The sequence below is a fragment of the Alkalihalobacterium sp. APHAB7 genome, assembly GCF_048323755.1.
Classification (GTDB): Bacteria; Bacillota; Bacilli; order Bacillales; family Bacillaceae_F; genus Alkalihalobacterium.
The window spans coordinates 149,261-168,389 of the sequence record NZ_JBLWFS010000008.1 but is presented as its reverse complement, the minus strand read 5'-3'; the positions used below and the strand labels follow the sequence as shown (position 1 = coordinate 168,389).

Sequence of the window (19,129 nt, the reverse complement as noted above, 5' to 3'; positions counted from 1 at the left end):
TTAGAAGTCTAGTGGCGATAGCGAAGAGGCCACACCCGTTCCCATGCCGAACACGGAAGTTAAGCTCTTCAGCGCCGATGGTAGTTGGGGGCTTCCCCCTGTGAGAGTAGGACGTCGCTAGGCATCACCATATGTTTAATATACTTTTTTATAATGGCGGTGTAGCTCAGCTGGCTAGAGCGTACGGTTCATACCCGTGAGGTCGTGGGTTCGACTCCCTCCGCCGCTACCATTATAATTGCCTTTAGATCGTTTGGTCAGATTTTTGCTCATACTTGATAAATCGTAGGTTCTAGAGAGTTTTATTAAAAAGGCTATGGAGGAATACCCAAGTCCGGCTGAAGGGATCGGTCTTGAAAACCGACAGGCGGGTTAAACCGCGCGGGGGTTCGAATCCCTCTTCCTCCGCCATATGTATTATAAATCTATTAAGAATATTGGCCCGTTGGTCAAGCGGTTAAGACACCGCCCTTTCACGGCGGTAACACGGGTTCGAATCCCGTACGGGTCACCATTGTTTCTAAAAATATTTAGCAGCAATCGTTTTATGGAGGATTAGCTCAGCTGGGAGAGCACCTGCCTTACAAGCAGGGGGTCGGCGGTTCGATCCCGTCATCCTCCACCATAATTATTCCGTATTATCACGGGGTGGAGCAACGATCAAAACATCATCTGTATACTTTCTTATTACCGCGGGGTGGAGCAGTCTGGTAGCTCGTCGGGCTCATAACCCGAAGGTCATAGGTTCAAATCCTATCCCCGCAACCAAAATAATTAGTACATTCAATTTGACATATTACTTAGGTGATAATATAAGAAGTTTTTTAAAATATCAATTTAAAAGTGGTCCCGTGGTGTAGCGGTTAACATGCCTGCCTGTCACGCAGGAGATCGCGGGTTCGATTCCCGTCGGGACCGCCATTATATTTTCTTATTAGAGGGTTGAGAGAAGCGAGAAGTTCGAGAAGACAACTGAACGAACGTCGGATTGTATGTTGATACATGAGGACGTGAGTGAAGGAAGAGGACGAAGAAATACGAAGCTTATCACAGACCGAATAAGGCTCGGTAGCTCAGTCGGTAGAGCAATGGACTGAAAATCCATGTGTCGGCGGTTCGATTCCGTCCCGAGCCACCATTTATGTTGGAGGGGTAGCGAAGTGGCTAAACGCGGCGGACTGTAAATCCGCTCCCTGAGGGTTCGGCGGTTCGAATCCGTCCCCCTCCACCATTCCTAGTTATAGGGGCATAGTTTAAAGGTAGAACTACGGTCTCCAAAACCGTCAGTGTGGGTTCGATTCCTACTGCCCCTGCCAGAAAAACATTTTATTATGGCGGTTGTGGCGAAGTGGTTAACGCACCGGATTGTGATTCCGGCATTCGTGGGTTCAATTCCCATCAGCCGCCCCATTTTTAAATTATAAAATTTTTATTGGGCTATAGCCAAGCGGTAAGGCAACGGACTTTGACTCCGTCATGCGTAGGTTCGAATCCTGCTAGCCCAGCCATTTTGCGGAAGTAGTTCAGTGGTAGAACATCACCTTGCCAAGGTGAGGGTCGCGGGTTCGAGTCCCGTCTTCCGCTCCAATAAATCGTCTGCTTTGCCGGGGTGGTGGAATTGGCAGACACACAGGACTTAAAATCCTGCGGTAGGTGACTACCGTGCCGGTTCAAGTCCGGCCCTCGGCACCATAATGCGCCCTTAGCTCAGCTGGATAGAGTGTTTGACTACGAATCAAAAGGTCGGGAGTTCGAATCTCTCAGGGCGCGCCATTTTAATACGGGAAGTGGCTCAGCTTGGTAGAGCACCTGGTTTGGGACCAGGGGGTCGCAGGTTCAAATCCTGTCTTCCCGACCATGAAGTTTAAACTTCATTAGGGCCTATAGCTCAGCTGGTTAGAGCGCACGCCTGATAAGCGTGAGGTCGGTGGTTCGAGTCCACTTAGGCCCACCAGATATTATTCCACAGTAGCTCAGTTGGTAGAGCAATCGGCTGTTAACCGATCGGTCGCAGGTTCGAGTCCTGCCTGTGGAGCCAAGTATTGGCCCGTTGGTCAAGCGGTTAAGACACCGCCCTTTCACGGCGGTAACACGGGTTCGAATCCCGTACGGGTCACCAATTTCTAAGAGATTTTTAGAAGCAAGAAGTTCGAGGAAGTGAAGTCCTGAGGAACAGATCGTATCTAAATACGTGAGTACCGGAAGGGCAAAACTGACGAAGAAATTCGTAGCTTATCAAAATCTTAATGGAGGATTAGCTCAGCTGGGAGAGCACCTGCCTTACAAGCAGGGGGTCGGCGGTTCGAGCCCGTCATCCTCCACCATTATGCCGGTGTAGCTCAATTGGTAGAGCAACTGACTTGTAATCAGTAGGTTGGGGGTTCAAGTCCTCTTGCCGGCACCACTTTAAACTTCAAGAAAAGCTACGCAGTCTATTGCATAGCCAGTTTAAATGGGTAATAAATAAGAGTACCCATTTTTTATTTTGGGAGCCATTAGCTCAGTTGGTAGAGCATCTGACTTTTAATCAGAGGGTCGAAGGTTCGAGTCCTTCATGGCTCACCATTTTTTAGTTTTTGCGGGTGTGGCGGAATTGGCAGACGCGCTAGACTTAGGATCTAGTGTCTTTGACGTGGGGGTTCGAGTCCCTTCACCCGCACCATTTAAAATATAAAGTATTTCAATACATATAAAAAAGGAATTATCTCCATGGAGGTAGTTCCTTTTTTGTCTTAGTGCTTTAGTCTATTAAAGGTGCCTGGTACCATAAAAGGAGTGGCATTATAAGTGGTGATATATTGTTTAATCTAGTTGTTTGGCCGGGGGGCCATTTGGATGTTTGCGTAGTTTAGATTCAGTAAATAGGTTAGGATAACTATTACCTTGAGTAATATTTGGTGGGGGTTGGCCTACCGGGTGCATGGCATGAATATAATCTAGTACTGCTTGAATATCCTTTTTAGTAGCCAATTGACTTTGTTCGTCCAAGATGAGGCCGAGCTGCCCGCTGACTTCAACGGTTGCCCATTTGACTTGGCTAATGTGTTGAACATTGGATTGACGTAAGCGCATTTCTAATTGATCGATAGTTAATCGCAATTTCTTTAAATTTTTAGTATTGATTACACCATCTTCGATAACAACCATTGATTTACCGGTAAAAAAGCTTTCTACTTTATTCGACTTCACTTGAAGAAATTCAATAAAGATTAACGTAAGAACGAGTAAAAGTGCAATTAAAAAGGTGATCCAAATGTTTCGTTCGCTAACAGGCTGAATCATTAAGTTTCCAATAGAAATCATTATAACTGTCTGGGAGACCGTAAGCTGAGAGATTGATTTTCTGCCCCCAAGGCGTAAGATCATAATACCAACAAAAACAATGATTATCGCTTTCCATACCCAATGGAAATCCAAAACAATCCCTCCTAACTTTTTCTAAGGGTACTGTGGATAGCTTATGCAAAAATAGCAAAATATACACTAGTAGAGGTGAGAACAAGATGTCATTAAAATTAAGAAGAGGCTTATGTTATTTGGTGGGGTTGTTTATTTTAGCCGTTGGAATTACGTTTACGATTATTTCAAATCTTGGCGCTGGAGCTTGGGATGCGTTAAGTGTCGGCTTATCGGTTCGTTTTGGCTTGACCGTTGGTACTTGGGTCATATTAATTGGGGTCATCCTCATTATAGTGAATGCCCTTATATCTTGGTCACGTCCTGAAATTCATTCATTGCTAACCGTTGTTATATTAGGCTATTTTATTGATTTTTGGCTATTGATCGTTTTTCAAGACATTCGCTTAAATGAGTTGCCCATACAATCCGCGGTATTATTATTGGGGGTTACGTTAATGGGCCTTGGCATATCCACCTATCTGCAAGCTGATTTTGCTATCATTCCGATTGATCGATTAATGTTAAATCTAAAACAATTGTTGCGATTGCCCTTAATGGGAGCGAAGACGAGTGCAGAAATTATTGCATTAGTTGCTGCACTAGTTGTAGGAGGACCTATAGGAGTGGGAACGATCATCGTTACATTAAGCATCGGTCCACTGATTCAATTGTTTTATAAAAGAGTAAAGAGAATAGTTAGCGTTTAAAAGAAGAGGCTTCGAAATGAAGTCTCTTTTAGATGGATAAATTTTTATAGATTGAAAAAACTAAGATCAAATCGCACAGCTATAGAAAGAAGGAGGAAAAGTCGATGCGAAAGGTATCGCTATGTGTTTTAGTTTTATTCTTATTGATGTTGTTCCCGTTAAATGGTTTAGCAGAAGAAAATAAAGGGGAAGAAACTAAAGCTCAAATCCCTGATTACGTATTAGATATTTCCAAAGATAATACGTATCCAAACCCTACACAAGACCTTCCTTATTTACAACCGAGTGAATTAACTCAGGAGCTTTTGGATTCTTCAGAGGTTGAAATAACAAATCCTGAACTCATTCGATTATTAAACGAATCATCGATTAGTAATTCAAAGACAGCCTTGTTATTTAAAGCTTCCATTTATTTAGGGCAGTGGCCCCTAAATTACGAATCCGGTGAGACAAATGTGAATTGGGAATATAATAAAGTGAATACCAATTATGTGGATAACCGGGGCGGTCGCTCACCTCAAAAATTAACTTATACACAAGAACAACAAAAGAAAATTTCAGGTGGATTAACAGCTGAAGTTCCAAACAGTGAAGAAGTGAAAAAAATGATGATGATTAAAGCTGCTGAAAAAACAGGCTTACCATTGGCTTTTGACACGATCATAGGTTACGGAACAAAAAAAGGACAAGTTTATAAAATTGCCCCTAAAAATGTTGGCTATTTATATGCGTATGTACCAGCAGCCAATGAAAAAGGAAAGGTTACCTATGGGGAAGTGTATTTAACAATTAAGAACGGGAAAAGAAAGGTTGAAGTTAAAAATGTGACTCAACAAGGAATTGGGGCGTGGATACCAGTTCAAGATCATTTAGGCTTTAAATTTTACACTTCAAACCAACCACGTTAAAACAATTTATAAGCATAGACAAAAGGAGTGCTACTAAGCACTCCTTTCTTCAGAGATTGGATGTCTTATTTCTAAAAGAAACATTTTGATAGTAAGTATCCTTAACCAAAATGTTAGGTCCTAAGCATTTAACAGCTGGACAATGGCAATTTAATTCATCAGCTATGGCAGATGAGTTCCACGTTTTGTATGCTTGTTCTAATGAAGTCGTTTGAATGTTTCCTAGTGGTGGAGCATCACCGAAATCGGTCACAATGATGCTACCATCAAAGATATTCACATTTAACCGAGAACGTCCATCAGGATCATTCCGAACCGTTACATTTTTAGCGGCATATAAACGTTTTAAGAGCTCGAGATCCTCTTCATTAGTACTGCATGCATAAAAAGGAAGGGTCCCAAATAACATCCATATATCGTCGTCTTTACGGTAATCGAGCAAGCGATGGACAGCAGACCGAATATCTTCTAGTGTGGCTACCTGTAGACTGCTTGCAAAATCGCTTGGGTACATCGGATGAACTTCATGGCGCTGACAGCCCATATCAACAATTTGTTGATGAATTGCTTCTAGGTGCGGCAATGTTCGTTTATTGATCATGGTTTCAGCTGAAACCATGACTCCAGCTTTCGTTAATGCCTTTGCATTTTCAATCATCCGTTCAAAATAGTTGGCACGCTGTTGATAACTAGGTTTTTTCTCCATGACAGCAAAGCCGATATCCACAAAATCATCCACACTTCCATAGTTATGAGAGATATGAAGAACATCTAAGTATGGAACAATCTTCTCGTACCTTGCTAAATCAAGGGTAAGGTTGGAGTTTATTTGCGTCCGTACACCGCGCTCATGTGCATATTTTAATAGTGGAACCACGTAGTCATTAACTGATTTTAAAGACAGCATCGGTTCGCCACCAGTAATACTTAATGCTCGAAGGTGAGGAACTTCCTCTAACCGCCGAATGAAAACGTCTAAAGGTAATGGATTAGGATCTTTGGACGTTAAGGTGTAACCGACTGCACAGTGTTCACAACGCATGTTACAAAGCGTTGTTGTCGTAAACTCTACGTTCGTTAAAAGCGGCTTACCAAATTCCTCTATATCTAAATAAGCTTCCCAAGGATCATAAGATGGTTTAATTTGTAACTTTTTTTGCTCAATCAAGTTAAGTAACTCCTTTAATTGATGATTCATATCCTTTAATGATAACTGAATTAGAGAAATAGCAAAAGAACTATATTGAAAATAGATTGAATTGCCAATACTACTACTGTATGAACAAGTCTTAAGAGTATCACAAACGTAACTGATTTTCTTGAGTGTCTTTCATATTTTTGTTAAAGTTACGATGACATGAACTAAAGGAGAGAGTAGACATGGGTGGAGCAGTAAACGATAAAAATGAACAGTTAAATTTTTTAAATCAAAAAATACAAATGATTGGTGATCTTTTAGATAATATCGATCCTGAAGATACAACTGTAGAAGACATTGATCGTATTCTAGACATGCTCGATCAATTAGAGGGTAAATGTAAAGTATTCCGCCATTCTTGGGAATCAAAAGGAGCGGAGTAAGTTGTTTTTATATTTTATTCGCCATGGTGAATCAGAAGGAAATAAATTGGGAATTATCCAAGGAACAAAAGACTTTTCTTTATCGGAATTAGGTCAGGAACAAGCAAATTTAGTAGCTCGTTATTTCGAGAAACAACATCTCGATTATATTTACAGCAGCGATCTTACACGAGCTTATGAAACAGCAACTGCTATTGCCAACCGAAAAGAACTAACCGCGCATAAATGGGAAAAGTTAAGAGAAATTAATTTAGGCCCTTTAGAAGGGAAAACACGTCAAGAAATCTATACTCATTATCCAGAAGTAAAAGAGCATTCCATCCTTACTTCTGGAGTTGAGGGGACTGAAAGTATTGAGGAAATTACGGCTAGATGTCAGTATCTGCTCGAACAAATGAAATGCGCTCATGAAGGAAAACACGTAGCTTTAGTCGCTCACGGCGGATTAATTAGTATAGCCCTAATGTACATACTTTTAGGAGAACAATGGCATATGCATCACAGGCCATTTCAAATTGAAAATACGAGCATTACATTAGTAGAGTTTAAGAGGAATAGAAAGCCACTTATTCATTATATTAATAGGACGGCGCATTTAGAGGTTGATCCTCTTCAACAAAATCATTCATTACTGGATAAAGAGGCATAACCTCTAGGAAGGGGAATGATTTGAAAGCTTATCTATTAATCATCATTGCCATCCTATTTTTTTCGGGTAACTTTATTGTTGGTAAGCTAATGGTTGGCAACATTCCTTCGTTTACATTATCGTTTTTGCGTTGCAGTCTAGCATTCTTAATTATGGTTTTATTTGCTCAAACAGATTGGAAGAATCATAGAGAAGTATTAGTACGTAATTGGAAACCGATTTATGCGTTGTCACTGACGGGAATCGTTATTTTTATAGGCTTAGTGTATTATTCATTAAATTTTACAACGACAATCAATGCTTCGATTGTAGAAGCGTCCACACCGATATTTGCATCAATACTTGGTTTACTTTTATTAAAAGAACGCCTTTTAGCAGGGCAATATGTTGGAATTATGGTTTCTTTTATCGGAGTTCTATGGATCGTTACAAATGGGTCAATCCAACAATTACTAGCGTTACAAGTAAATGTTGGTGACTTACTAATGGTAATTGCTGTTTTAGCTTGGTGTATATACTCTATTCTAGTCAAAAAACATATGGGAGGTTTGCCGACGAAAGGAACGCTCATGGTTATGCTTGGGATGGCATGTATCACACTACTTCCTTTTGTTATTGTGGAGTTGATCTTATTAGATATTTCCATTGTTTGGAATGCTCCAACGATTTTATCTATTTTATACCTCGGAATTTTTCCTTCAATTATTGCAATAATTTGTTGGAATAAAGGGGTTGAACAGATCGGTGCTTCTAAGGCAGCAGTGTTTTTAAACTTAATTCCAGTTTTCACAACCGTACAAGCAGTTTTGATTTTAAATGAGAGAATTTACATGGAGCAATTATTTGGTGGACTATTAGTTATTGCCGGTGTTCTTTTAACTACCAAACAAAGATCTGTAGTAAAAGTAAATGAGCCGTTAAAATTAGGAAATTGAATAATGCGCTTTCATAACCCTTTCGAAATTTTTTGACAAGGCGTATAATAGGAGATGTGTAAAAATTCGTATCTGTAATTCCGAGGGGAGAGAACAGGATGGAGAAATTTAAAGATAGTATGTATCAGTTAATTGTAGAGACGTCTACGAATCTACCATATGATGTACGCCATGCAGTTAAGGCGGCAAAAGCAAAAGAAAATGCAGGAACACGTGCTGCATTATCACTATCAACAATTACTGAAAACATTCAAATGGCAGACGATAAGATTTCACCAATTTGCCAAGATACAGGTATGCCAACTTTTGAAATTAAAGTTCCTGTTGGTGTAAACCAAATTAAAATGAAAAAAGCGATAAAAGAAGCGATTGAGCAAGCAACGAAAGATGGGAAGTTACGCCCGAACTCGGTTGATTCACTAACGGGTGCCAACAGTGGTAACAACATAGGTGAAGGAACACCTGTCTTCCACTTTGAGCAGTGGGAAGAAGATTACATTGATGTTCGCTTAATTTTAAAAGGCGGCGGCTGTGAGAATAAAAACATTCAATACAGCTTACCATGTGAACTTGAAGGGCTTGGCCGTGCAGGTCGTGACCTTGATGGGATTCGTAAGTGTATCATGCACTCGGTATACCAAGCACAAGGACAAGGCTGTAGTGCTGGATTTATAGGTGTAGGGATCGGTGGAGACCGCTCGGCTAGTTATTTATTAGCAAAAGAGCAACTTTTCCGTACGGTTGATGATGTTAACCCGAATGAAGATCTTCGTAAACTAGAAGACTATGTGATGGAAAATGCGAATACACTAGGTATCGGGACAATGGGCTTCGGTGGAGAAGCAACATTACTTGGCTGTAAAGTCGGTGTTATGCACCGTCTACCTGCAAGTTTCTTTGTTTCTGTTGCTTATAACTGCTGGGCTTTCCGTCGCTTAGGTGTGAAAGTTGATGCCGAAACAGGAGAAATTAACGAATGGTTATATAAAGACGGTGAAAAAGTGGACTTTGGTGCACTTGCTGAAGAAGAAGCGGCAGCAACGGGTGAAGTGACTTCTGACGTTCGTGAAGTGGTACTTCAAGCTCCAATTACTGAAGAGCAAATTCGTGAGTTAAAAGTCGGTGACGTTGTTATCATTAACGGAATGATGCACACAGGCCGTGACGCGATCCACCATCACTTAATGGACCACGATGCACCGATTGATTTAAATGGTCAGGTTATTTACCACTGTGGACCAGTTATGTTAAAAGACGATCAAGGCGAGTGGCACGTTAAAGCTGCTGGACCAACGACAAGTATTCGTGAGGAGCCTTACCAAGGGGACATCATGAAAAAATTTGGTATTCGTGCAGTAATCGGTAAAGGCGGAATGGGACCGAAAACGTTAAAAGCGTTACAAGAGCATGGCGGAGTATACCTAAATGCGATCGGCGGAGCAGCTCAATACTACGCGGACTGTATTAAGAAAGTTAAAGGTGTCGACTTAATGGAATTCGGTATTCCAGAAGCGATGTGGCACCTTGAAGTAGAAGGATTTGCAGCAATCGTAACGATGGACTCACACGGAAACAGCTTACATGCAGATGTCGATAAATCTTCTTTAGAAAAGTTATCTCAATTTGCTGAGCGTGTATTTTAATAAAGAATGGAAGAAAGATGGGTAAACACTTGTTTACCTGTCTTTTTTTCGTGAGACGGTTCGGACCTAAGCAGAGTATGAAGTAGTTAAACTAGAAGCCGGTCGAAATTCGTCTGATGCTGTCGAGAAATCGATAAATCATGAGAAGTTGAAAATAAAAGCAGCTAAGTTAAAAACAAATCGGCTGGAGTTGAAAATAAAGGCAACCATTCAAGAAGAAATTACATCAGCCCAGCAAGTCTTACGTCTTATAACACGTTTGATAATACCTTTTAATTTGTTTCCACTTGTGTTGCATTTAAAGACAGCAAAGCAAACACTTACAATCGAAAAGCAGGGAGGCTTCTTTCGTCCGTATAAAGTGTATGATGAAAACCAACAGCTTCTCTCTCAAATTGAATTAGGCAAAAAATTAATCGAACGCTACACATTAAATATATCTGATGCAGCTGGTGAGTACATTGGGAACGTTACTAGTGTTAGCTCGCAGTCTGCATACACTGTAAAGACGAAGGATGGAAAAGAAGTAATGTTCATTCGAATTGGTGAGATTCCTACACTACAGAAGCAATGAAGTTGTTCGGAACTGTAGAAGGAGATATTGTCGACATTAAGCGTGAACATGTATCACACGATGAGTTTTTACAACTTATTGCTATCCCTCTGCTGATCAAATATACAACAGCACGTTAACGCTCTGTATAGTTTTTTATTTGTGTGAAAAGCTAATAAAAAACTTAGGGGAGTTAGGTGTTGAAAATGAAAAAACTACTTACGATTATTGCAATCATTGCGTTCATTTTTACTGGTCTAGGATCAACAGCCGAGGCCTACGACACTAAAGTATACCACTGGAGCTACAAGCCGGAAAAAGACAATAAGCCAGTAACGACAGAACCCCATTACATAGAACTGCTCGAAAAGTATGGTGGTTATTTTATCGGTAATACAGATAAAAAAGAGTTGTATCTGACATTTGATAACGGGTATGAAAATGGCTACACGGAAAAAGTTCTTGATGTATTGAAAGAAAAGAAAGTACCTGCGACCTTCTTTGTAACAGGACATTATTTAAAAACGGAACAAGATCTCATTAAGCGGATGGTAAACGAAGGGCATATCGTAGGTAATCATTCGTACCATCATCCAAGCTTACCAGAAGTAAGTGAATCAAGATTGAAGAAGGAACTAGAAAAAGTAAAAGAGGAATATACAAATATTACGGGTCAGAATGATATGAACTATTTAAGACCGCCAAGAGGTACGTTCAGCGAAAAATCGTTAGCATTATCCAATGATTTGGGCTATACGAACGTATTTTGGTCGATGGCTTATAAAGATTGGGAAGTTGATAAGCAGAAAGGAGCAGACTACGCCTATAATCAGATTATGAAAAGAATTCATCCGGGGGCGATTATGCTTCTTCATTCTGTTTCAAAAGACAATGCTGAGGCATTGGGACGTGTCATAGAAGATTGTCGTAAACAAGGATATACTTTTAAAAGTTTAGACGAGCTTCTCTTAGATCGAATGATGTTAGAGGAGACAAGAAATCAATAATCGGATAAAACCATGAGGCAAAGATTAGGCTCTAAGCGGGTGAAAAGAAAGCGAGCGTTCGTCCATTAAAAAATGATAACAAAGAGGCTGACAAACATGTCAGCCTCTTATCTGTACAATCTCTAGTTGGCAAAGCTTTCTTGACCAATCGCTTCTGCAATCGTTTCTAATGTACTTACATCGGTAACGTCAAAGGCAATCGCCTGCATGCTACGAACAATCATAACTCCAATTTTTTGACCCATAGAATTGGTAATTGGAAACTTTAACTCAGCATTACTTTCCCACTGGAGATCATCTTCGTCTGATGCAGCAACCAAATTGCTTGAACCCTCTTCAAAAATGAGGATACCCACCCAATCTATGTATGGGACTTCACTCACTAAACTCTCACAAGTTTTTTCAAAAACGGATTGAAGACTCCTCTTCTTATAGACATGAGCCATAATTTGTAGGGAAGCTACATCTGTTGCAATAGACATGTAATATCTCTCCTTCGCGAAACATTTTACTTCTCCTATTGTAGCAAATTCTATTCAATTACGAACTAGTAAGTTTAGGTAGTGGGGGGAGTGGTTGGTATAGGACTCAATAACTGTTCTTACCACTCTTTTATGGCAATATTCACTTAAATTTAATACTAAGCAAAAATGACAAAGGACGACGTCAAAATTATGACGTCGTCCTGGCAATTATTAAGTTCGAACTCGTAAACGTGATTTGATTTGTGTTGCAAGAACTTCTAGAAGGATAGCGACCGTTAATATGAAGTAAGTGATCGTTCCCATTTCACGAATATCATAATAGAATGCACTTGCCATAAACATTTCAAAGCCGATCCCACCTGCACCTGCAGCCGCACCCATTGCGACAGCCACTCCAAAGTTGATTTCAAATCGTAAGAAGGTCCATGAAATTAAATAAGTCATCGACGCAGGAATGACGGCTTGGAAAACGATCTGCCACCAATTAGAGCCGCTTGCTTTCAGCGCTTCAATTACCCCTTGGTCAAGTTCCTCAAACGCTTCAGAATAAGCTTTGACAAGGTAACTAACCGAGTGAAATGTCATTCCAATGACAGCTGCGACACTACCGAGCCCTGCAGCGATGGCAAAAATAAGTACCCATAGAACGGTTGGTACCGCTCGAACCAGGGCAACAAAGCCTTTGATAGCATTAGATACTTTAGGGTTGGAAAGGTTCTGAGCGGCCAGTAAACCTAGAAAAAGAGCAATAATGGCACCAAAAATCGTTGTTAATACGGCAAGTCCAAGGGTAACAAGAACAGCATACAAAGCTTCACTAAAAGTAAAATGGTTAAAATGAGGTTCCGTAAACATTGTCTTAAAGTTAATAAGGGTATTCACGATGGCCTCAAACACATTAAGATTTTTATAGTCGAAGGTAAAAAAACCGTATATTGTTAAGAATAGTAGTGTATAAAGTGTTGCTTGGACAACAATAGAAGTTTTAGTGATAGGCTTTACTTTAATAGGTTTCTCTAGATACTGTTGAATGATATCATTATTTTTTTTTGGATCTGGATTAGTGAATTTCTCTAGTCCCATTACAAAATCACCCTTCTAATGTAGTTTGAGATGTATTCAATGGAAAGGATCGTAATAGCAATGACGAGGACCACTAAGCTTGCTGCATTATAGTTACTACTCTTGTAATAGAGATCAAAAGCAAATCCAATTCCAGTACCTGTTAAAATTCCAATTAAAGTAGCACTTCTTATATTTGTCTCAATCACAAATAACAACCAACTAATCATTTGTGCAATAGTCGAAGGGATGACCGATTGAAAAATGATCGTAAAGTAAGTTGCTCCTGTTGCTTGTAAAGCTTCAACAGAGCTATTACTTGTTTCATCAATTACTTCAATAAATGCCCGTGTTAAAAATCCAAAGGATACAAAAAATAGTGCGAAAAATCCTGTTAATGAACTTTGACCGAATGAAAATAATAAGATCATCGACCAAGCGGCAATATCAATATTACGAAATAAGGTAGCAAAACCTCTAGCAATCGTACTAAAAAAACTATTAATCTTAGTTGTATTAGAGCCAGCAATCGCGAACATTAACGCAAACATCGCAGCAATTGTCGTAGCGGCTATTGAAACGAGCAAGGTCTCCAATAACTTATCGAGTATATTGGGTAATCGATCAAGAGAACTCGCATTAGGAAAGAAATTAGTAAATCCCCACTGAATGGCTTTAGGTATGGAAGCTAGTCCTTGTATCATGCTAAATTGCGTTAAAACCATTGAACCGTAGGTGACTGCTATAATGATGAGAAGAATGATGGAAGATCTAATGCGTTTTTTGGCAAAGTATTTATCCTGCATTTCTTCCACCCAAATCCATAATAAGGTCACCAGCTTCTGAACCATAGATGGCATGAATTTCTTCCGTCGTTATATCGGTAGGGGAACCATTATAAACAATACTTCCTTTACTTACTCCGATAATGCGGTCAGAATAATTAAGGGCAACGTCTACTTGGTGTAAATTGACAACAACCGTAATTCCCATTGTTTCAGAAACCTTTCTTAAATAATCCATAATTACTTTTGAAGCATTTGGATCAAGTGAAGCAATCGGCTCATCACATAACAACATTTTCGGATTTTGAACAAGTGCTCTTGCGATACCAACCCGTTGCTTTTGACCGCCGCTTAACTGGTCACAACGTTTATAGACTTGTTCCTCTAATCCTAATAATCCAAGCATTTCGATCGCTTGACGCTTTTCTTCTGAATTATATAATCCTAAAACGCCAGCCAAAGTAGATTTATAACCAAGACGTCCATGAAGTACATTCTCAATAACACTTAATCTGTTAACTAAATTATAGTGTTGGAAAATCATCCCGATTTGAGTTCGTAATGTTCGAAGCTCTCTTTTTTTGAAGTTCATAATATCTTCGTTGTCAAAGATGATTTCTCCGCTACTAGCATCGATCATACGATTAATGCAACGAAGGAGAGTTGATTTCCCAGCCCCCGATGGTCCGATGACGGAAACAAACTCTCCTTCTTGAACAGCGAAGTTAACATCTGATAACGCTAGAGTATCGTTTCCATATTTCTTAGATACGTTTTTTAATTCTAGTAACGTTGTCATATCGTTAACTCCTTTTATAAAATTAATTATTTGCTAGATAATTCACGGATAGGATCAAACCAGCTGTCCTCAACTTTAACAAATTGTTCATCAGCAGACTTACTGAATAGGCCTTTGATTTCAGAGTCTCTAGGAACAAATACTTTTTCATTGTTTGCCATGTCCTCAGAAGTTAAAGCAGTAAGGATTTGTTCGATTAATTCAGCACTTACATTATCTTGGTTAACTACGATAGGTGCATTTAATACAGGCGTTACAGAAATTAACGCAAATTCTCTACCAGGGAACGTATTGAATGGTTCTGATGCATCATCTAGGATACGGTAAACTGAACCTGCACGGTTTTCTTCACCAGAAATTAACTCAATATAGTTGTTTACGCATGCGTCGCAAATAGAGACCACATCAGCACGATCAGTAAGAAGATTTACGAGCGTTCCTTGATGAGATCCACCGTAGAGAACTTCACTAAAAAAGTTATTAGATCCACCCTCTAATAGATCTTCTGCATCTAAATCCTTGTATTCATCCATTTCATTAAAGTGAGAAACAATAGCAGCAGATGGTACTTTAAATCCAGAAGTAGAACTGTTTGATACGAAAGAAAATCTTTGCCCGGCAATATTATCAATTGAATAATCAGAACCGTTGATATATTGATCTTCATTTCCTTTATTAACAGCTAGCCAACTATAGTAAACTGCGTCTTCTAATGTCCCTGAAGCACCGCTTGGAACAACTAAAGGCTGTACGCTGTTGTTTCTATTATTTGCTTCAATATAACCTTGAGCTCCAAAAAAACCTAGGTCAGCATTACCGTTCGCAATAGTTTCAATAGCAATTAAATAATCAGTTGTAGTTTGGTGATTGACTTTCTTTCCAGTTACTTTTTCAATTTCTGCTCCAATTTCATCACGAGCATCTCTTAAATCAGCACCTGATTCATTCGGAAGCCAGACAATGGTAAGGGTGTCTTTATCCTCAACGGCTGCTTTCGTTTCCGTTTTTGGCGTTTCAGTAGATGATGAACTAGAATTACTGGAAGAGTTACAAGCTGCCAAAATCCCTATCAGAGTAATAGTAAAAAGTAATACAAATGCTTTTTTCATATTAATACTCCTCTCATTAATAAAACAATTTTGTTTTGGATTTGAATAGAGAAATCTTAAATCTTGACCACAGTACTAAGAACTATCGATCGTCAAAAAAAAGCAGAAGTTAATCCTTCGTATGTAAAAACCCTCCTATGAATTTAAAATGACCAACGAGTATTATGTTAAACAATATTTTTTAATAAAGTTTTAAAGAATTTTGATGATTTTGTAAAAAATAGTAAAGCAAGCTTAATATAATTCGCAGTTTTAGCTCCTATACAATGTACAACTTTTCCGAATTGAACCAGTCAAGGAAATAGACGGAAAGGCGGTAGAAGGCTAAAGTACAGTCGAACGACAGCTATTTGATGAAAGAATATTTGCTTAGGACATACTTTTTCTAGTAATAAATTTTGTAAATTTCAGGTAGAAGTATTAAAAATAATAGTTCGAAAATTTACATTTTTTACATTTCTTTTAAATAGATTAACATTCTCTTAACCACGAAAACTTGTTGATAAGTTAGATTTTTAGTATCGCGGTTATTAAGGGGTTGGATATGAAACGGACACGTGAAGAAACTCTACGTCATTTACAAATAGCCGAATACTTAATTCGTAATATTTGTGAAGGTCATTATGCTGTTAATCAAAAAATACCTTCTGAAAATGAACTTTGCAGCAAGTTCAGTGTCAATCGTAATACGGTAAGGCAAGCCATTGCGAGGTTGACAAATTTAGGGTGGGTTACTCCGGTTCATGGGAAAGGTTGTTTTGTCAATCAAATGCCGGATCCAATTGTTTATGTTCTTTCATCTAAAACGAGATTTTCTGAAAATATGAAGAAACAAGGATTGGAGCATAGCAGCCAATTAATTCACTGGGAAAAAGCAGCGCCGGATAAAGAGGAACAGAGAAATTTAGGACTAAGTGAAACAGATCTTGTGTATCGACTTGAAATTTTAAGAAGTATTGATCAAAAGCCAGTCTCCATTACAACAACGGTTATGCCAGAACAAGATGTACAGTTATTTGAGAGCCATTTAAATCAGTTTCAAAGTTTATATCATATTTTAATAGAACACTACCAATTGCAACCGATTCGATCAAAATCAATCTTTCAAGCTAGTCTACCATCATTAAATGATGCAGAAATATTAGAACTCCCAGAAAATGTTCCTATCCTTACGATAGAAAGTGTAATGAACCACCCGTCAGGTCTTCCATTGGAATATAGTATTGCTCGGGTGAGAGGGGACATGCATAAGTGTTTAGTAGAATTCTAGTTCATCTAATAAATTCTCTATAAAAGTAAAGGAGGTCAATTATTTTTATGAAAAAATCAAGATTAACAAAAATTCTTGTTGAAGGGGATGAGCAGTTTTTACAAGAACTTGTCTCCCAAGTAGAAGAGGTTGAATCTATTCAAATGGAACGAAAGCCGAGTACCGGTTTGGTAATGGTAAAAACGCGTGACTCTGTTTCTATGCAGCCGTTTTATATGGGCGAAATCCTTGTTACGGAATGCACAGTATCCATTAATGGAAAGTTTGGAATGGGAGTCATTCAAGGAGAACAGCCCATTCGCTCCTATCAAATCGCTGTGATCGACGCCGCCTTTAATGCTAAACTTCCAATTGTTTTGAAGTTACTACCTAAAATCGAGAACGAAGAACAAAAAATCCGAAACAAACATTTAAAGGAAGCGGCAATAAACGCTCAGTCTCGTGTACATTTCGATACGATGGAGGATTACAATGACAAAAGCTAACTTAAATACATTTGATATGGTCTTTGAGACACAAGCAGTTTATAGAATTTTGCTTGATTGTATGGCGCGTCCAGGTAAAATCCTAAACATTTGTTCATCAACTCAGTTGCTTAGTAACCAACATGACTTTCCAAAAGTTTTAGAAGGAATCGCACTTACCTTAGTGGACCAAGAAGTTACATTTAATATACTTTCGCATTCATCAAGAGAGATTGTTCAGTATTTAAAGTGGAAAACATTTGGAAATGAGGCGTCGATAGAAAAAGCAGATTTCATTTTTATTCAAGAGAAGCTGGAGGAAACTGAAATTATTGAATTGATGAGTCAAGTGAAACGAGGAACTTTAGAAGATCCGCATTTAAGTGCAACAATCATTTTACTCGTTCAAAGCATCTCATCTGATCCAGCGGCGCCAGGAATTAAAATGACATTACAAGGACCAGGAATTGCTGAAAAAAAAGTGGCATGTGTAGAGGGTTTATCCCATTCATGGCTTAATGAACGAAGCAATGTTAATAAGGAATTTCCGCTCGGTATCGATATCATTCTAGCAACAGAGACTGGTGATATCATGGCGATCCCGAGAACAACTTCAATAGAAAGTGAGGAAGATGCATGGGGTATGTAGCGGTTACTGGCGGACAACAAGCAATAGAAAAGGCGGATCAACTTATTCAGTGGTATAGGTTGAAAGGGTGTTCTGAAGTACTAGCTGTTGAACAAATCGAGAGTCAAATGAGGCTGTTAATTGATCGAGTCATGGGAGAAGGCGGTCTTTATTCTTCGGAATATGCAGCCTTAGCTTTAAAACAGTCAGAAGGAGATCCGGCAGAAGCTGCATTTTTACTTCGCGCCTATCGATCAACCTTACCAAGAAATCATTACTCTGTAACGGTTGAACCTAGCCAAATGCGAGTAACTAGAAGAATATCATCTTCCTTTAAAGATATTCCAGATGGACAGATATTAGGAGCGACCTATGATTACACGCATCGTTTATTAAATTTCAATTTACGTGAGGAAGACAATGAAACCATAGAAGATTTTATAAAAGAATATGAGATTGAATTAGATTTGACGGATCACAAGTTAACTTTACCAAAGGTGGCAGAACTTCTTAGAGAACAAGGACTCTTAGCCAATCCATCACCTAATAAATCTGAATTAGTTGATATTACAAGAGACAAACTGTTATTCCCTGCCCCTCGTTCTGCCAGACTTCAAGTCCTTACAAGAGGAGAAACCGGTGCGATGACGTCGCTTGCTTATAGTAGTATGCGAGGGTACGGAGCAGTCCATCCAACGGTTGGAGAATTAAGGGTTGGGTACGCAGATGTTCATATTCCGTACCCATTTGCTTCAGATGAAGAAGATTCGATTTATATCGGAGAAATCAAGTTAACTGAGGTCGAAACGATTAATTCATTTACCCAAAATGACGAGGGGGATGTGAAGTTCATGCTTGGCTATGGATTAACGTTTGGCCAAAACGAGGTCAAAGCGATATCGATGGCTATTTTAGAAAGAAGCTTAGAAACCGAAGGAAATGCCCCTACTCAAGATGAAGAATTCGTCTTATTACATATCGACAGTGTAGAGGCTCATGGCTTTGTCTCACATCTAAAATTACCACATTACATTACTTTCCAATCGATGTTAGACCGAATTCGTAAAACACAAGACGAAGGTAAGAATGAAAAGCAAACTGGACCGAGAACGGCTAGTACTTTTTCTTACCTCTAATAAATTTCA

At 39.1% G+C, this 19,129-nt stretch carries 19 protein-coding genes, 22 tRNA genes and 1 rRNA gene; 35 read left to right on the top strand and 7 right to left on the bottom strand.

Annotated elements, in window-relative coordinates:
- Window positions 1-7: 7 nt before the first annotated feature.
- The 23 genes from rrf to ACNSTQ_RS10730 all read left to right on the top strand — a co-directional run bounded on the left by rrf (window position 8) and on the right by ACNSTQ_RS10730 (window position 2,662).
- Window positions 8-123 (top strand): 5S ribosomal RNA (gene rrf, locus ACNSTQ_RS10840).
- A gap of 32 nt (window positions 124-155) precedes the next feature.
- A tRNA-Met gene (locus tag ACNSTQ_RS10835) sits at window positions 156-232 on the top strand.
- A gap of 86 nt (window positions 233-318) precedes the next feature.
- Window positions 319-411 (top strand) — tRNA-Ser (locus ACNSTQ_RS10830).
- 28 nt (window positions 412-439) lie between these two features.
- Window positions 440-514 (top strand) — tRNA-Glu (locus ACNSTQ_RS10825).
- Between the two features lie 35 nt (window positions 515-549).
- Window positions 550-625, top strand: a tRNA-Val gene (locus ACNSTQ_RS10820).
- Between the two features lie 66 nt (window positions 626-691).
- Window positions 692-768 (top strand) — tRNA-Met (locus ACNSTQ_RS10815).
- Window positions 769-845: 77 nt separating this feature from the next.
- Window positions 846-921, top strand: a tRNA-Asp gene (locus ACNSTQ_RS10810).
- Between the two features lie 141 nt (window positions 922-1,062).
- Window positions 1,063-1,138 (top strand) — tRNA-Phe (locus tag ACNSTQ_RS10805).
- Window positions 1,139-1,146: 8 nt separating this feature from the next.
- Window positions 1,147-1,231: transfer RNA gene (locus tag ACNSTQ_RS10800), tRNA-Tyr, on the top strand.
- Window positions 1,232-1,242: 11 nt separating this feature from the next.
- Window positions 1,243-1,316, top strand: a tRNA-Trp gene (locus ACNSTQ_RS10795).
- A gap of 18 nt (window positions 1,317-1,334) precedes the next feature.
- A tRNA-His gene (locus tag ACNSTQ_RS10790) sits at window positions 1,335-1,410 on the top strand.
- Window positions 1,411-1,433: 23 nt separating this feature from the next.
- Window positions 1,434-1,508: transfer RNA gene (locus ACNSTQ_RS10785), tRNA-Gln, on the top strand.
- 4 nt (window positions 1,509-1,512) lie between these two features.
- A tRNA-Gly gene (locus ACNSTQ_RS10780) sits at window positions 1,513-1,587 on the top strand.
- A gap of 16 nt (window positions 1,588-1,603) precedes the next feature.
- A tRNA-Leu gene (locus ACNSTQ_RS10775) sits at window positions 1,604-1,692 on the top strand.
- Window positions 1,693-1,696: 4 nt separating this feature from the next.
- A tRNA-Arg gene (locus ACNSTQ_RS10770) sits at window positions 1,697-1,773 on the top strand.
- Between the two features lie 8 nt (window positions 1,774-1,781).
- Window positions 1,782-1,858, top strand: a tRNA-Pro gene (locus tag ACNSTQ_RS10765).
- 19 nt (window positions 1,859-1,877) lie between these two features.
- Window positions 1,878-1,954, top strand: a tRNA-Ile gene (locus ACNSTQ_RS10760).
- 8 nt (window positions 1,955-1,962) lie between these two features.
- Window positions 1,963-2,038: transfer RNA gene (locus tag ACNSTQ_RS10755), tRNA-Asn, on the top strand.
- Between the two features lie 6 nt (window positions 2,039-2,044).
- A tRNA-Glu gene (locus ACNSTQ_RS10750) sits at window positions 2,045-2,119 on the top strand.
- A gap of 129 nt (window positions 2,120-2,248) precedes the next feature.
- A tRNA-Val gene (locus ACNSTQ_RS10745) sits at window positions 2,249-2,324 on the top strand.
- Window positions 2,325-2,328: 4 nt separating this feature from the next.
- Window positions 2,329-2,404, top strand: a tRNA-Thr gene (locus tag ACNSTQ_RS10740).
- 85 nt (window positions 2,405-2,489) lie between these two features.
- Window positions 2,490-2,565: transfer RNA gene (locus tag ACNSTQ_RS10735), tRNA-Lys, on the top strand.
- A 13-nt stretch (window positions 2,566-2,578) separates the two neighbouring features.
- Window positions 2,579-2,662: transfer RNA gene (locus ACNSTQ_RS10730), tRNA-Leu, on the top strand.
- Window positions 2,663-2,802: 140 nt separating this feature from the next.
- Here the strand turns inward: ACNSTQ_RS10730 and ACNSTQ_RS10725 are convergent.
- Window positions 2,803-3,417: a DUF421 domain-containing protein gene (locus tag ACNSTQ_RS10725; RefSeq protein ID WP_418199828.1), complete on the bottom strand. Its 615-nt coding sequence runs from the start codon at window positions 3,415-3,417 to the stop codon at window positions 2,803-2,805.
- Between the two features lie 86 nt (window positions 3,418-3,503).
- On the opposite strand from ACNSTQ_RS10725, the gene ACNSTQ_RS10720 reads away from it, so the two are divergent.
- Both ACNSTQ_RS10720 and ACNSTQ_RS10715 read left to right on the top strand, forming a co-directional pair.
- The gene (locus ACNSTQ_RS10720) at window positions 3,504-4,106 is read left to right on the top strand and encodes a YczE/YyaS/YitT family protein (protein ID WP_418199827.1); all 603 of its coding nucleotides are present in this window, start codon (window positions 3,504-3,506) and stop codon (window positions 4,104-4,106) included.
- A gap of 104 nt (window positions 4,107-4,210) precedes the next feature.
- The gene (locus tag ACNSTQ_RS10715; protein WP_418199826.1) at window positions 4,211-5,014 is read left to right on the top strand and encodes a YfkD family protein; all 804 of its coding nucleotides are present in this window, start codon (window positions 4,211-4,213) and stop codon (window positions 5,012-5,014) included.
- 49 nt (window positions 5,015-5,063) lie between these two features.
- Here ACNSTQ_RS10715 and yfkAB read toward each other — a convergent pair whose 3' ends face one another.
- A complete protein-coding gene (yfkAB, locus tag ACNSTQ_RS10710; RefSeq protein WP_418199825.1) occupies window positions 5,064-6,182 on the bottom strand; it encodes a radical SAM/CxCxxxxC motif protein YfkAB in 1,119 nt (372 codons plus the stop codon).
- A gap of 212 nt (window positions 6,183-6,394) precedes the next feature.
- Here yfkAB and ACNSTQ_RS10705 point away from each other — a divergent pair, with 212 nt between their 5' ends.
- The 6 genes from ACNSTQ_RS10705 (at window position 6,395) to pdaA (ending at window position 11,382) form a co-directional block, all read left to right on the top strand.
- On the top strand, window positions 6,395-6,595 hold the full coding sequence (locus ACNSTQ_RS10705; RefSeq protein ID WP_418199824.1) for an SE1561 family protein: 201 nt from the start codon (window positions 6,395-6,397) through the stop codon (window positions 6,593-6,595).
- Window position 6,596: 1 nt separating this feature from the next.
- Window positions 6,597-7,244, top strand: a complete 648-nt coding sequence (locus ACNSTQ_RS10700) for a histidine phosphatase family protein (RefSeq protein ID WP_418199823.1) — start codon at window positions 6,597-6,599, stop codon at window positions 7,242-7,244.
- Window positions 7,245-7,264: 20 nt separating this feature from the next.
- Window positions 7,265-8,179, top strand: coding sequence for a DMT family transporter (locus ACNSTQ_RS10695; RefSeq protein WP_418199822.1), 915 nt, complete (start codon window positions 7,265-7,267; stop codon window positions 8,177-8,179).
- 98 nt (window positions 8,180-8,277) lie between these two features.
- Entirely contained in the window at window positions 8,278-9,822 is a 1,545-nt protein-coding gene (locus ACNSTQ_RS10690) for a fumarate hydratase (RefSeq protein ID WP_418199821.1), read from the top strand.
- Between the two features lie 148 nt (window positions 9,823-9,970).
- The gene (locus ACNSTQ_RS10685; RefSeq protein WP_418199820.1) at window positions 9,971-10,396 is read left to right on the top strand and encodes a hypothetical protein; all 426 of its coding nucleotides are present in this window, start codon (window positions 9,971-9,973) and stop codon (window positions 10,394-10,396) included.
- Window positions 10,397-10,581: 185 nt separating this feature from the next.
- Window positions 10,582-11,382 (top strand): delta-lactam-biosynthetic de-N-acetylase, encoded by an 801-nt coding sequence (gene pdaA / locus ACNSTQ_RS10680; RefSeq protein ID WP_418199819.1) that lies wholly within the window; start codon window positions 10,582-10,584, stop codon window positions 11,380-11,382.
- Window positions 11,383-11,504: 122 nt separating this feature from the next.
- Here the strand turns inward: pdaA and ACNSTQ_RS10675 are convergent, their stop codons facing one another.
- The 5 genes from ACNSTQ_RS10675 to ACNSTQ_RS10655 form a co-directional block, all read right to left on the bottom strand.
- Entirely contained in the window at window positions 11,505-11,864 is a 360-nt protein-coding gene (locus ACNSTQ_RS10675) for a GAF domain-containing protein (RefSeq protein WP_418199818.1), read from the bottom strand.
- A 213-nt stretch (window positions 11,865-12,077) separates the two neighbouring features.
- Window positions 12,078-12,950 (bottom strand): PhnE/PtxC family ABC transporter permease, encoded by an 873-nt coding sequence (locus ACNSTQ_RS10670; RefSeq protein WP_418199817.1) that lies wholly within the window; start codon window positions 12,948-12,950, stop codon window positions 12,078-12,080.
- Entirely contained in the window at window positions 12,950-13,735 is a 786-nt protein-coding gene (locus ACNSTQ_RS10665) for a PhnE/PtxC family ABC transporter permease (protein ID WP_418199816.1), read from the bottom strand. The genes ACNSTQ_RS10670 and ACNSTQ_RS10665 overlap by 1 nt, the downstream gene beginning before the upstream one ends.
- The gene (gene phnC / locus ACNSTQ_RS10660) at window positions 13,725-14,513 is read right to left on the bottom strand and encodes a phosphonate ABC transporter ATP-binding protein (RefSeq protein WP_418199815.1); all 789 of its coding nucleotides are present in this window, start codon (window positions 14,511-14,513) and stop codon (window positions 13,725-13,727) included. Before phnC ends, ACNSTQ_RS10665 begins: the two co-directional genes overlap by 11 nt.
- A 26-nt stretch (window positions 14,514-14,539) precedes the next feature.
- Window positions 14,540-15,622, bottom strand: a complete 1,083-nt coding sequence (locus tag ACNSTQ_RS10655; RefSeq protein WP_418199814.1) for a PhnD/SsuA/transferrin family substrate-binding protein — start codon at window positions 15,620-15,622, stop codon at window positions 14,540-14,542.
- Between the two features lie 544 nt (window positions 15,623-16,166).
- Here ACNSTQ_RS10655 and ACNSTQ_RS10650 point away from each other — a divergent pair.
- From ACNSTQ_RS10650 to ACNSTQ_RS10635, 4 genes are read left to right on the top strand one after another with little or no spacing between them, the layout of a single operon-like run.
- Window positions 16,167-16,892, top strand: a complete 726-nt coding sequence (locus ACNSTQ_RS10650; protein ID WP_418199813.1) for a GntR family transcriptional regulator — start codon at window positions 16,167-16,169, stop codon at window positions 16,890-16,892.
- A 47-nt stretch (window positions 16,893-16,939) separates the two neighbouring features.
- Window positions 16,940-17,377 (top strand): phosphonate C-P lyase system protein PhnG, encoded by a 438-nt coding sequence (phnG, locus tag ACNSTQ_RS10645; RefSeq protein WP_418199812.1) that lies wholly within the window; start codon window positions 16,940-16,942, stop codon window positions 17,375-17,377.
- Entirely contained in the window at window positions 17,364-18,005 is a 642-nt protein-coding gene (gene phnH / locus ACNSTQ_RS10640; protein ID WP_418199811.1) for a phosphonate C-P lyase system protein PhnH, read from the top strand. Before phnG ends, phnH begins: the two co-directional genes overlap by 14 nt.
- Window positions 17,993-19,120 carry a carbon-phosphorus lyase complex subunit PhnI gene (locus tag ACNSTQ_RS10635; protein WP_418199810.1) on the top strand — a complete coding sequence of 376 codons (1,128 nt, stop codon included), beginning with the start codon at window positions 17,993-17,995 and terminating at the stop codon, window positions 19,118-19,120. Before phnH ends, ACNSTQ_RS10635 begins: the two co-directional genes overlap by 13 nt.
- Window positions 19,121-19,129 lie beyond the last annotated feature (9 nt).